Annotated in this window: 6 protein-coding genes; 5 read left to right on the top strand and 1 reads right to left on the bottom strand. The window is 46.7% G+C overall.

Translation table 11 applies throughout. The features are described from left to right. Positions 1-93: 93 nt before the first annotated feature. The 4 genes from AC58PV_RS25445 to AC58PV_RS25430 all read left to right on the top strand — a co-directional run bounded on the left by AC58PV_RS25445 (position 94) and on the right by AC58PV_RS25430 (position 11165). Positions 94-6366 (top strand): OmpL47-type beta-barrel domain-containing protein, encoded by a 6273-nt coding sequence (locus AC58PV_RS25445; protein ID WP_497435392.1) that lies wholly within the window; start codon positions 94-96, stop codon positions 6364-6366. 339 nt (positions 6367-6705) lie between these two features. Next, a complete protein-coding gene (locus AC58PV_RS25440; RefSeq protein ID WP_497435391.1) occupies positions 6706-7785 on the top strand; it encodes a Gfo/Idh/MocA family oxidoreductase in 1080 nt (359 codons plus the stop codon). A 10-nt stretch (positions 7786-7795) separates the two neighbouring features. Then, on the top strand, positions 7796-10378 hold the full coding sequence (locus AC58PV_RS25435; protein ID WP_497435390.1) for a glycoside hydrolase family 2 protein: 2583 nt from the start codon (positions 7796-7798) through the stop codon (positions 10376-10378). A 16-nt stretch (positions 10379-10394) separates the two neighbouring features. Then, complete coding sequence (locus tag AC58PV_RS25430) at positions 10395-11165, top strand: sugar phosphate isomerase/epimerase family protein (protein WP_497435389.1); 771 nt, start codon at positions 10395-10397, stop codon at positions 11163-11165. A 97-nt stretch (positions 11166-11262) separates the two neighbouring features. On the opposite strand, the gene AC58PV_RS25425 is transcribed toward AC58PV_RS25430, so the two are convergent. Next, the gene (locus AC58PV_RS25425; protein WP_497435388.1) at positions 11263-12132 is read right to left on the bottom strand and encodes an AraC family transcriptional regulator; all 870 of its coding nucleotides are present in this window, start codon (positions 12130-12132) and stop codon (positions 11263-11265) included. 117 nt (positions 12133-12249) lie between these two features. Here AC58PV_RS25425 and AC58PV_RS25420 point away from each other — a divergent pair, with 117 nt between their 5' ends. After that, the gene (locus tag AC58PV_RS25420; protein ID WP_497435386.1) at positions 12250-13776 is read left to right on the top strand and encodes a glycoside hydrolase family 31 protein; all 1527 of its coding nucleotides are present in this window, start codon (positions 12250-12252) and stop codon (positions 13774-13776) included. Positions 13777-13972: the final 196 nt, after the last annotated feature.

Here is a 13972-nt window from a genome sequence, read left to right as displayed (position 1 = left end):
ACATGTTCTTGTGACAACAATGACACTGCTGCACCTAGGCAGGGTCATTGTTGACAAGAGACCAATAAATCCAATCGGAAAGGGCGTTTAATAATGATTAAAAAGCTCTTAAGCATGATCGTTACAGCCTTAATTGTATGCGCTTTCATAACTATATTTGAGCCATCGCATGCTCGTGCGGAAGGAGCAACTCCGGAAGTTGGGTATGTCATGGATGAGGATTTCTCGTTCTTATCAGCCTTGACGCCAGGGAATAGTCAACCATCCGGGTGGGATGTTCGCGCTGCAGGAGGGGCGTTGGTCTCCCTTTACAATACGAATTTCAAAATCAGCGATACGAGCACGGTGCTGCCCGTTTCTATGAATAAGAAATTTGTTTCCCAAAGCGCAGGCAGTTTGACTATGGAATTTCGAATTAAGCCATTGTCCATCATAGACGGTTTGAAATGGCAGTTGCTCAGCAATGAGGTCGTAGGCGTCAGTTTAATTACGCAAAACAATACGCTTAGTCTGGAGACAGGTGCAAACACCATAGTTCCTCTGCAGTCTTATGCGGCAAACATCGAATATGGCATCAAGGTTGTTATCAACCTGAACACGCACACAACAGATGTGTATATCAATGGCGTGATGAAGGCGAACGGTGCATCCTTCAAAAATGCCGTAGCGAATTTGAACCAGTTTCAAGTGAAAACAGGCGATGCCTCCATGGGGGAATTCTTCTTTGGGCCTTTGAAAATTTATAAAGGGTACGCCGTTAATGAGAGGCTGATTTCGGTCATTAACGGTGGCGCGATTCCACAGGATTGGACTGCAGTTACGTCAGGGGGCGCAATCACCGTCGGCAGTATGCTTAGTTCCCCGCAGCCGGATATTAACAGCATGAAGCTGAACGCGGCTAGTAGCACCGGCAGTATGAGTCTGTCTAAAGCGATATCACCAATGGCGGATAATTTTACTTACGACTTCAAGGTTTTTTACAAGCAGAAAGCGGATGGGTTGGAAGCTGAGTTAAGGAGTGGCACGACGAGCGTCATTAAATTAACGACAGCGGGCGGTAAATTGGCTTATGTCAACGGAAGCGGGCAAACTGTTCCGTTGGAATACGCGTATCTAGCAAATCTGTGGACGCACATTCAGATCAAGGTGAACTGGGCGACGGCTACAGCGGATATCTATATCAATGATAAGCTTGATACGCAAGGTGTGGCTCTCGCTTCAGGCGCGACCGCTGTTGACAGCATCAAATTTACAACCGCCGCTTCATATCGGGGAGAGATGTGGCTCGACGATATTCTCTTGTATAAAACGTTGCCCCTCCCGGCTGACTATGTACCGGCTCCCGTTGCGGTCAGTAAGATCGAGGGCGCACCGAAAGTGGGCGTTCAAAGCTGCCCGATGTGGCGAGAAGGCCATCATCTCGGTTGGGATATGATTCAACCGTACCCGGATCGGACACCTCTTCTTGGTTTTTATGATGAAGGCAACCCGGAAACGGCGGATTGGGAGTCCAAATGGCTGGAAGAGCACGGGATCGATTTCCAGATGTCCTGCTGGTTCAGACCGCTTGGCGGAGATACGGATCGGATGCCGATTAAAGATTCTTATTTATCCCATGCTTTGGATAACGGTTATTATAATGGCGCGTATAGCGATACAACCCAATTCGCCATTATGTTCGAAAACCTCAATTCCAAGGTCAAGGATGCTGAAGATTTCCGGACGAATCTGATTCCGTACTGGATTGAATATTATTTTAAAGATCCGCGTTATATGAAGATCGACGGAAAACCTGTTTTCACGATCTACAATTATGAGGAGTTAGTAAATGCTTTTAAACGCAACGACGGCAGCGATGACAATGTTAATGTGAAGAAGGAACTGGATAACTTACGGGAAGAAGTGAGCAAAGCGGGGATTCCAGGTATTATCCTGCTGAACGTGTATAACGGGACCGACGCTTCGCAGTTGGCGAAACGCAAAGCTGCTGGCTTTGATGGCGTGTATGCGTATTCCTGGGGCTCTTTTGGAGGACATCCGGAATTTCAGAAATTGAAAATGACGCAGGAGAGGGATGCCGGCGCCATTGATATTATCCCCGGTTTGAGTATGGGCAGAGATGATACGGCTTGGGGCCTGAACTTCGGTTATTATGCGACGCCGTCGGAATTCGAGTCTTTGGCGCAGTGGACGAAGGATAGCTTCATGCCATCGCTTCCTACGGGCAGTCTTGGTAAGAAGCTGGTAATGCTGGATAACTGGAATGAGTTTGGAGAAGGTCACTTCATCATGCCTGCGGGGCTAGCAGGTTTCGGTTATGTGGATGGGATTCGCAATGTGTTTGGAAGCAGTGAACCGCATACGGACAGCGTGCCAACGCAGACTCAGAAGGATCGGATCAATACCCTCTATCCTGCGGGGAGAGTGGTTCCTAATTTAAACCAACCTCAGCCTGTGATGACCAATGTGTACGGGAACATGTGGGAATTCAATACGCCGGGCGATGCGGAGGGCTGGACCGTTGAGAAGCAGATCGTGGGCGTGACCCTGCAGGATGGCAGTTTTTCGGGGGTAACGAATAATACCGATCCCGGCATTCGTTCCGCTGATCACCTTGGGATTAAGGCAGAGGACATTCCTTATATTGTCATTCGAATGAAGAACAGTGCGAATGATATTGACGGCCGCTTCTTCTTTACGACGGAGACAGATGGAACCTGGAATGAGGCTAAAGCTGTCGGCTACTTTGTAAATCCGTTGGATAGTGGTTATACGGAATACATTATTGAGGCGTGGAGGAACAAGAACTGGACGGGGACAATCCGGCAAATGCGGATCGATCCAATTTCCGCTGTAGGACCGATCAGTATTGATTATATTCGAACCATTTATTCTCCGCAGCCGGGTATTCGAACTTATGTGGACGGTACGTATAAACCGTTCAGCCAACCAGCACTCTTACAGGATGGCATCGTCATGGTTCCTATGAAAGAGTTGTATCTGCAAATAGGCGCAAAGCCGGAATGGGACCCTTCGACGGGAACTCTGTTTGCTGTGAAGGATAACGTCGTCTATAAAGTAAAGGTCGGTGATCTTACAGCTTATAAGGGAAATCAGGCAATTTCATTGGAACATGCGGCTGTTAAGCTTGCGAACGGAACGGTGATGGTGCCGCTTAGCTATCTTCGCCAAGCATTTGGTGCAGTTGCGAAGTGGGATGCCACTGCGCAAACAGTGAGCGTGTATCCAACGGCGATCACATGGGATTTTGCGACGAGCAGCGGCTGGACGGCTAACAGCCAAATCACGAATCCCGTCGTGGCGAATGGTGTATTCAGCGGGACATCTAATGGGATTTCCGGAAGTGTGCAGCCTGCTATTCTTTCACCGGACGCTTTGGATATTGCGGCTTCTGATATTAGACGGATTCGAGTCAAAATGAACAATATGACGGGCGGCGAAGAGGCGAAGATTTATTTTACGACGACCGGGGATACCAGTTGGAATGAGGCGAAAATGATCTCTTCCTATATGCTCCCAAATGATTCCGTTTATCGCGAGTATGTGTTTGATACGTCAAGCTTAGCTGCTTGGACGGGAACTATCAAACAGCTCCAAGTGGTGCCAACGACGGCTTCCGGAGCGTTCAGTCTGGATTCCGTTCAATTGGAAATTACCCCAACTGTTGCACTAAAAGGAGATAATCTCATTGAAGATCCGGGATTTGAAGGAAGTACCACTTCACAATATAGGCTGCAGAATGCGACTGCTGCAAAGGATACAACACAATCACATAGCGGCCATCAGTCCGTCAAGATCACGAAATCGACACGTTATGGCAGTATTAGTTTTCCAGTGAATGTGGAAAAAGGCAAGCCGTATACGTACTCAGCTTGGGCCAAGTTGGCAGCAGGCACGACGACCAATGAATTTTTAAGGGTAGGAATCCAATATAACTTGGACGGGGGTCCTCCCAAGCAACTCATTATTTTCACAAGCCCTGGTCTGAAAGCGGGAGAGTGGACACAGATCGAAGGTACTTACACGATCCAGGAATCGGGAGTCGTAACGAATGTTCTGATGTATCTCTATACGGAGATTAACAATCCAGGCGGTGTTTACTATGTCGATGACGTTGCGGTTAAGCCAGTAACAGATTCGGGAAGCTCGGTTTGGGTTCATCCATCGAATTTAAGTTTTGTTGCGACTTCAATGACGGTAGGTGTTGGTAAAACCAAAGCATTGGTTCCTGGGTTCACACCAGTGAATGTAAGCAATAAAGAATTAATCTGGCGTTCGAGCAATCCAAGTGTAGCGACTGTGGATATGAACGGCATGGTGTATGGTGCAAGCTTGGGTACGGCAACCATAACGGCAATGACGGTAGATGGCGGTAAAGTTGCATCTGTGCTCATCAACGTAGATGCTACGGTTGCGGTTACGGGGGTGTCGCTAACACCAACTTCACTCAGCTTGCCGCTCGGCAATCAGCAAACGCTTGTCGCGACGGTAACACCGGCCAATGCAACGAACAAGGTGATCAAATGGGAATCCGCTAATCCGGTTGTGGCGGTCGTCGATGCCAATGGGAAGGTAACAGGCGTGGGTACGGGCATAACTCAAATTAAAGGAACCTCGGAAGATTCGGGCATTGCGGCCATTGCAACGGTTACGGTAACAGCACCGACGAACGTGGTAAAAGGAACAAACCTGATTGTAGATCCTGGCATGGAAGGCAGTACGTTAGCCGCTCCTAATTACGCTTATCAGGCCTTGCCTTCGCTGACTTCGACGGAACATCATTCGGGCCAGCAGTCCTTACTGTTGACGAAGACAGACCGATACGGAGGTGTTAAATTTCCAGTCCCACTTGTAAAGGGCAAACCCTATTACTATTCAACTTGGGCGAAACTAGCATCTGGTTCTACCACAACTGAGACGATTAGGATCGGTTTGCAATATAAGGTAGACGGTAATCCTGTGATTACACAGTATATTATGTTCATCAGTCCAGCCCTAAGTGCTACAGAATGGAAGCAAGTTCAAGGGAGTCTCATTATTAATGAAACGGGTGTTGTAACCGATACGACCATGTTTTTATACACGGAAATCCCCGGTACCGGCAATCCTTTTTATGTCGATGATGTTGAAATCAGACCTTTGACTGTCGATGATGTGCCTCCCGTTACGGTCAGTGATGCGCCGTCCGGTTGGCAGACAACGGCTCAGGTTGTTCACTTGACGGCGAGTGACTCGGGAAGTGGCGTCGCAAGCACGTTCTACAGCTTGGATCACAGCGCTTACGTGGTAGGGAACACGATCTCCATCGCTGGCGAAGGTGTGCACACGCTGGATTATTACAGCAAGGATTTGGCTGGTAATCAGGAAGCGACCCAAACCGTCACTGTCCGAATCGACGGAACGGCTCCAACAACAACATCCGTCTTATCCCCATCTGCGCCTGATGGACCAAGCAGTACCTACGTCAGCCCTGTTACAGTCACATTAAGCGCTACTGACAACGTGTCTAGCGTTGGGCAGGTCGTCTACAGCGTGAATAACGGCGCGACATGGACGCCTTATACAGCTTCGCTCACTTTTGATAAGCAGGGGGCTTATACGGTCCTCTACCGAGCAACCGACGTAGCGGGCAACAGCGAGACAGCCAAGAGCACAAGCTTCAATCTTGCCGCTTCAACGGTGAAGGTTCAACTCAAGGACAGTACCGGCAATCCCTTAAACGGCGGAGTGGTTAAATACTACGACGGCGGATGGAAAGATTTTGGCGTAACGGATGCCTTGGGAAATGCGAGCAAATCTTTACAGGATAAGAGCTATACCTTTGGCATCACGTATGAGGGAACGTATAAGGAGTTTGTACAACATACAGGAACGGACGCTGTCGTCGTATTTCAGACCGTTAAAGCCAAGGTACAGTTAAAGGACAGTCTGGGGAATCCGCTCGATAGTGGTACGGTGAAGTATTATGCAGGAAGCTGGCGGACCATCGGCAATACAAGCGGAGGCGAGATCAGCAAGGAGGTACTGCCTAGCTCCTATACCTTTGGCATGACGTATGGGGGAAGATATAAGGAAATCGTACAACATATAGGAACAGACCCCGTCGTCGTATTTCAGACGGTCAAGGTCACTATACAGTTGAAGGACAGCCAAGGGAATCTGTTAGACGGTGGTGTGGCAACCTACTATGCGGGAAGTTGGCAGACGATTGGCGCTACAACAAGCGGAGGCGTTAGCAAGGAATTATTGCCTGGTTCTTATACCTTTGGCATGACTTACAATGGCATTTACAGAGAGATCGTCAGAGACATCTCCACAGATCCAACGGTTGTATTTCAATTGTAAAAGGAACAGGGAAAGAGGCTGTCCCACTGCCGCATCACATTTAGATATAAAAACTACAGCTAATGTGATCGGATTTGAGGTGTTTTCGTGATTAGATGGAAAAAGTACAGGTAAATTCTATGAAATTTTAATAATCGAGACAATTGAAGAAAATTAACTACAGAAATTACAGTTAATCATCCGAATTTGCTAAATCCGTCTCAAATAGATGGGAAAAATCCATTTAAATTATGGGAAGTCGTTTTATTATGTATGGGTCAATAACGAAAAAAGAGGCGTTTCAATAAGTCTGCATAGACTTTTGAAACTGCCTCACTTCATACCAACAAAGGAGATAGCATGGTGACTAAGATAAAAGTAGGTATTATCGGTTTAGGAGAAGTCGCGCAAATGGTTCATTTGCCAATTCTGGAGTCTCTGTCTGAGCTTTATGAGATCGAGGCCATATGTGATATCTCACCCAAGTTGTTAGCCAAGATCGGTGAGAAATATCGCGTGAAGCATGTATTTTTGAACATGTCTGACATGTTGGAACAGTCTGATCTTGATGCTGTTTTTGTACTGAACAATATGGAATATCATACGGAATGTACCGTGGCGGCATTGAAGAAGAATGTTCATGTATTCGTTGAGAAACCAATGTGTGTGACGCCTGCGGAGGTTCAAGAGATTATCCAAGCGCGCGATGCTTCTAGCGCTCAGGTCATGGTAGGCTACATGAGACGGTTTGCTCCCGCCTATCTTCAGGCGCTCGAAGAGGTAAAGACGCTAGGACCGATTATATATGCCCGCGTGCGGGATATCATTGGCCCTAATCCATTTTTCACTCGTCAATCGAGTCCGGTTTATCGTTTCAACGATATCCCATCTTCAGCTGTGCAGGATCGCAAGGATCGGAATGCTAGTCTAATGAGAGAGGCGATTGGCAGCGATTTGCCAGATGAGATGTATGGCGCCTATGGCTTGTTGCTTGGACTCAATAGTCATGACATTTCGGCGATGCGAGAGTTAATTGGCATGCCTGTCCGGGTTAAAGCAGCATCCTCATGGCTTGGGGGAAGATTCAAGAATGCGATCTTTGAATACGAAGGTTTTAACGTGACCTTTGAGACAGGGGTAGATCAACAAGGTAGATTTGATGGGCATATTGAAGTGTTTGGCGAGAATAAGTCTATTCTTGTCCAATACGATACGCCATATATTAGACAGTTGCCCACAACGCTGCATATTAGTGAGACCATTGGAGACAGCTTCGATCAATCGACTGTCCGACCGACCTACAAGGATGCCTATGTGGTTGAATTGGAATATTTCCACGAAGTCGTTTCGAAGGGGATCACGCCTAAGACGACACCAGAGGATTACCTGCAGGATCTCCTAATATTCCAAATGATAATGGAAGCTATTCAGCATGAATAGGAGGTCGAACATGGAGATGAATAAACTGGTGGAAACCGGTAGTAAAATGAAACTCCAACTAAACGAAGATTGGCAACTCACGTGGGAGCCGCTTTATCGTCAGGCTGCCGATTACTTTCAAGTTAAGCATAAAGGGCAGAATTGGCTGCAGTCCGATTTGCCTTGTGATGTGCATATGCCGCTCATCGCGCAAGGAATCATTGCGGAGCCGCTAGTAGCAGATCAGTGCTTTGCGAGTGAGTGGATTGAGGAACGCTCATGGTGGTTTAAGAAGACTTTGATGCTGACGGACGATCAGCTCCATGCTGAGCAAATCATTCTTCGATTTGAATCTTTGGATGTAGAAGCCGATATCTGGTTGAATGATATTCATCTGGGCCATCATCGCAGCGCTTTTTATCCATTTACGTGTGATGTGAAGGGGAAGTTGCAGCAAGGCGTTAATCAACTCTTTGTGCGCGTGACTTCGGGATTGGAGCTCTATTCGGAAAGCGATCTTGCGTTAATCCGTGAAGCCAAGGTGGTGTATAAGAACGAGCAGATTGGGCATAGGGGCGACCATCGTCGTGGCATGCTGAGAAAACCGCAATACGTATTTGGCTGGGATTGGGGTCCGCGAGTTGTGACGTGCGGGATCATGGGTGAGGTGAGCATTGAATTTACCCAAGGGTTTCGAATTCGCGACATTCATGTCACGACAACAAGCTTGGATGCTGTCAGCAAAGCTGCACACTTACAATTTCAAGTAGAGCTAGAGAATTTGCATCCTTTTCAAACCTTAGAAACGGAGCTCAAGCTGGAACTGCTTTATCATGGCAAGGTCGTGCAGCTTATTCACAAAGATTGTTGTCTTCGTTCCGGTCTAAACTATATAGCAATGCCGATGGAGGTACCTGACGCTAAGCTTTGGTGGCCCAATGGGATGGGCGATCAGCCGTTGTATACGATTCAGGCGACACTTCGGACGGCAACGCAGGCAGTTGAATATCCCTCCTTTTCGTATGGGATACGCACCTTGCACTTGAATATGGATAAAATCCCGGAGCATGAGGATGAGCGTTCGTTCACTTTTGAAATCAACGGTGTGCCTGTCTTTAGTAAAGGTGGAAACTGGGTTCCTGCGGATGCTATTTATGCGCGGGTCACTGATGCCAAATATGAAGCTCTGCTGAGGGAAGCGAAGGAAGCCAACTTTAATATGCTGCGCGTGTGGGGTGGGGGTATCTATGAGAAGGATATTTTTTACGAGACATGTGACCGGTACGGAATTCTGATTTGGCACGATTTCATGTTCACTTGTGGGAAATATCCAGATCACTTGGCTTGGTTTCGCGACGAAGTAGAGCGGGAGATCGATTATCAGACTCAGCGGCTCCGTAATCACTGTTCGCTCGTACTTTGGTGCGGCAATAATGAGAATCATTGGGGTTTTGAGGAATGGTGGAATGAAACGGAAGCAGCCGATTATTACGGGGGAGCGGTTTGTTACAATGACATCGCTCCGCGCCTTGTCCAGCGGAACTGCCCGACTATTCCCTATTGGAATAGCTCGCCTTATGGCGGTGCTCACCCTAATGGCGACCAAGCTGGCGACACGCATCATTGGAATGATTGCATGATGCATACCGATATGAATAAGCGCATTACTCCTGAGGAATATGACAAGGTGAGTGCTAAATTTGTCTCGGAGTATGGGTATATCGGTCCCTGCCGGAAAAGTTCCACGGAGTTGTATCACAAGGGTCTACCGCTTGATCACAAGAGCAAGTTATGGCAGCTTCATACGAATTTTTTCGAAAGAGATGCGGTACTCGCCGGTATTAACAAGCATTATTTGGCGACCGAACCATTGACAATCGACGATTATTTGCTATACGCGGGCCTATGTCAGGGTGTCATGCTTGGGTATTCACTTGAGGCTATACGGTCTAAGTTGTTTTGTTCCGGTGCCTTGTTCTGGATGTACAATGATTGCTGGGGGGAGGTTGGCTGGTCGATTATCGATTACTACCTAACCCGCAAGATTTCTTATTATTTTGTGAAACGGGCATTAGCACCAGTCAAACTCATTCTACGCGAACAAAATGGGATGATACAGCTTACGGCGATCAATGAAACTAGCTCAGCTATTCGTGAAAAACTAGAATACGGTGTTCTCTGCTATGATGGGAGCGGGAAACAAGCGATGGAGGTCGAAATTGAACTCCCTCCGTTCTCGCGAGAAGTCGTGTTGCAGTGGGTAACACCGACGTATTCTCCGAGCGATGCGTGCATTTTCGTCAGAGCGTTGAGTGAATCTAGTGAAATGAAGCCAGCTGTGATACGCAACGAAGTGTTTCGCGATCTCATTGTACCTGACCCGCAAGTAAAAGTGTTCAACATTCATGCTTATGGTGATGGGCAAATTCGCTGCACGGTTTCAAGTGAAACCTATGCGCATGGTGTACATTTTGGATTGGACGAAACGATTCAGTTAAGTGACGAGTATTTCGACTTGCTCCCAGGTGAGAAGCGGGATATTACGATACGACACGGGGAGTTTGCCCTCACCATAGATCAGATAGTAGCTCAAGGGATCACACTTAACAATTGAGAAGGCGGCGTACTAAATGAAACAGAAATTTGCGGTACAACTGTATACCTTGCGTAACGAGTGCGAGCAAGATTTTCCAGGGGTGCTAAGACAATTGAAACAGATGGGCTGGGCAGGCGTCGAACTCGCGGGTCTGCACAGTTACTCGGCAGAAGAGATTTCCGATGTCCTGCAAGAAACAGGTTTGCAAACGGCGGGCCTGCATGTTTCTTTTCAACGGCTAAGCAGTGAGATAGACAGTGTGCTTAAGGAAGCAAGACTTTTCGATACGACCGTGTTAATCTGTCCTTCCGTCCCCCATGAGCTTCGAAACGAGGAAGGTTACCAACAATTTCGAAACGGGCTAAATGCTATTGCGAAGGAAATAAGCCAGGATGGCTTTACCCTCAGCTTTCACAACCATGCTTTTGAGTTTGAAACAAGTGTGAATGGTACGAATGCTCTGGAATACCTGCTTGATCCATCTGAGGATAATGCCATACTAGCTGAAATTGACGTCTATTGGGTGAAGAAAGCTGGGAAAGACCCGGCTTCATTCATTCGTCCATATAGCAATCGGATGCCAACGATGCATGTAAAGGATATGACCAACGATGAGAAGATGACGTATGCTGAAATTGGCACGGGAGTAATCGATTTCGATCCTATACTGTTGTGGGGAGAGCAGAATGGCGTTGAATGGTACGTAGTGGAGCAGGACATATGCCAAGGCAATCCCATGGATTGTGTGAAACTTAGCTTAATGAACTTACACCGAATCGCGGATAGACTAGTTGAAATCAGATAGCCTCACTAGAGGCTTTCCCATATCTTAGAATAAAAACAAAACGAAAGCCCTCATGCTTGAAATGACAAGGTGGGGGCTTTTTGACGTTATGCAGAGGTTACTCATAATAAACGGCATCAAAAGGAAACTCTAACTTCTTCATCCTGTACTCCTTTGGTGACATATGCATATAGGTTTGAAATATTTTACCGAAGTAGCTGGGACTCTCAAAGCCGCAAAGTTTACCAACATCGTGTATGGGCAAGTCGGTTGTTCTAAGTAGGGATATCGCCGCTTCCATCCTGCGATCACGCAAATAGTTGAGCGGTGTGCTTCGTTCGGAGCGCTGGAACAACCTGCACAAGTAGTGTTTATTAATTCCGCAATGGTCGGCGATCATGTCTAGCGTAACCATTTCGGCATAATGTTCTTTCATGTATCTCTTGGCGATCTGAATCATATTGCTTGAATTTGTACTCATATCACTGCTCACTTCTTTACTTGTCTGAATTAAAGAGAGCAGCCATTCATATGCACCGAGGGACAATTGATATTTATCCGTCATTTTATCTTCAGCTACCATGCTCAGCAGTTTCCAAAACCCCTGGATGAGTGGTGACTTGGCATCTCGTTGAATAACAGGACCTTCTTGCTCAATGATCATATCCCAAATCCGATTAGCCTCCGTTCCTTGTAAATTCAGCCAAATAACCTCCCAGGGTTCTTCATTTTCTACATAATAATATCTGTGATTGCTTGGGACTTTAGCTAGAAATCCTGTTCCTTTCGGTAGCTGTGAAGTTTGCTGCTCGTATTCAAAGTAACCTTGTCCATTCAGTGTATATTGGAAAATAACATTTCCGCAGTCGGGTCGATGTTCCCCTGAGAAGCAGTAGGAGGGACTGTTTATGATCTGCCAACCAATTGAATTTAAGGTCAGAATGGATGTATCGTCGCTTCGAAATCCGTAAGAAGATGGTTTTAACATAAGTAGAAATCTCCAATAGAAAAAGTCAATTTTGTTATAGTATAAGGCAATACTTTAAGATTGTCCCGATAGGATAGTTGAATGTACAATCATTCCTAAAGAAGGAGTGAATGTTGCATGTTTAATAATGAACTAGTAATTGCATTATTGCCTAATGAATTATGGTGGGGAGGGAGAGTGGCAGATGGCAAAAGCATGCCGTTTGGTAAAACACATTGGAGCGTAAACTTAGCGGAATCAAGCGGTGCTAATCAATCCTCCCCGCTTTTAATTTCCAATAAGGGCAGATATGTATGGAGTGAGGAGCCGTTTGCTTTTCAAATTGACCAAGAATGTGTAAAGATTCAGAATGCGACGGCTCTCATTACGTTCGAAGAAGGGCATGAAAGCTTAAGAGGTGCGTACAAACATGCCTCCCGTTCTTTCTTTTCACCCACGCCTACCATCCCTGAAAAACTACTGTTCACAGCTCCGCAATATAATCTATGGATCGAGCTGTTATATGAACCGACGCAAGATAAAGTGCTTCAGTACGCCAAAGATGTGCTAGCAAACGGAATGCCGCCAGGGGTCATTATGATAGACGACAATTGGCATGAGCCTTACGGAACTTGGACGTTCCATCCAGGACGATTCCCGGATCCAAAGGGGATGGTGGAAGAACTTCACGCGATGGGGTTTAAAGTGATGCTGTGGGTATGCCCGTTTATTAGCCCGGACTCTATCACATTCCGCAAGCTTGAACCGACAGGCATACTGCTGAAAGATGGGGAAGGGAAGACGGCCATTCGCAAATGGTGGAACGGGTATAGTGCGGTATTGGACTGTACCAATCCTCAGGCAGTGAACTGGATACATCAGCAGCTTGACGCTCTTCAGTCGGAGTATGGCATTGACGGCTTTAAACTTGATGCTGGTGATTTAGAATTTTATGCAAATGAGGATATGAGCTTTCGTAAGACAACGCCAAATGGGCAAAGTGAAGCATGGGCACGCGTAGGTTTAAACTATCCGCTTAATGAATACCGGGCGTGTTGGAAGCTTGCTGGGCAGCCCTTGGTTCAGAGACTAAAAGACAAACAGCATGAGTGGGAAGGCAACGGGCTTGACTGTTTAATTCCAGATGGGCTTGCCCAGGGGCTTCTCGGCTATGCGTACACCTGTCCTGATATGATCGGGGGAGGCGAATTTACGAGCTTTTTATCATCAGATAAATTGGATGCAGAGCTTGTCGTGCGTTCCGCTCAATGTTCGGCGTTGTTCCCGATGATGCAGTTCTCCGCTGCACCTTGGCGGATACTGGACGATGAGCATTTGCACTATTGCATAGAAGCGGCCAAGCTTCATAGTTCATTCGGAGAGGAAATTTTGGAGCTTGCTGAAGCGTCAGCATGGAATGGGGAACCGATCTTAAGGCATATGGCGTATGAGTTCCCCAACGAAGGATTGGAAATGATTCAAGATCAGTTTATGTTGGGGAGTACGTTGTTAGTTGCTCCAGTCATCACTAAAGGTGCACGCTCGAGGGAGGTAAGCTTTCCGGAAGGTACATGGGTAGGAGATGATGGCACCACTGTATCGGGGCCTTTAAGAGTAGCAATTGAAGTTCCGCTTGGACGATTGCCGTACTATAGGAAGAGGTAGATATTGAAGCACCGGAGGGAATCAAGGTCTTGACTCTTTAGGTGTGAGCTATAACGAAATAAACCTAAGAGATGGGATACCATCTCTTTTTTTTATGCCAGAATTAGTAAGTTTCCGTTACTCGGAAATGTTACTTCTAGAGCTAACTTTTTATTTTAGCAAATTTTTCAATTACGTAACATACATGAATTAAGTT

The sequence above is a fragment of the Paenibacillus sp. J22FR83 genome (assembly GCF_059691955.1).
This window is presented reverse-complemented; position numbering and strand designations above follow the sequence as displayed.

What these genes read in the sequence shown, in the direction of transcription:
- AC58PV_RS25445 (WP_497435392.1), top strand. Translation starts at nt 94, where the DNA reads ATGATTAAAAAGCTCTTAAGCATGATCGTTACAGCCTTAATTGTATGC.
- AC58PV_RS25440 (WP_497435391.1), top strand. Translation starts at nt 6,706, where the DNA reads ATGGTGACTAAGATAAAAGTAGGTATTATCGGTTTAGGAGAAGTCGCG.
- AC58PV_RS25435 (WP_497435390.1), top strand. Translation starts at nt 7,796, where the DNA reads ATGGAGATGAATAAACTGGTGGAAACCGGTAGTAAAATGAAACTCCAA.
- AC58PV_RS25430 (WP_497435389.1), top strand. Translation starts at nt 10,395, where the DNA reads ATGAAACAGAAATTTGCGGTACAACTGTATACCTTGCGTAACGAGTGC.
- AC58PV_RS25425 (WP_497435388.1), bottom strand. Translation starts at nt 12,132, where the DNA reads ATGTTAAAACCATCTTCTTACGGATTTCGAAGCGACGATACATCCATT.
- AC58PV_RS25420 (WP_497435386.1), top strand. Translation starts at nt 12,250, where the DNA reads ATGTTTAATAATGAACTAGTAATTGCATTATTGCCTAATGAATTATGG.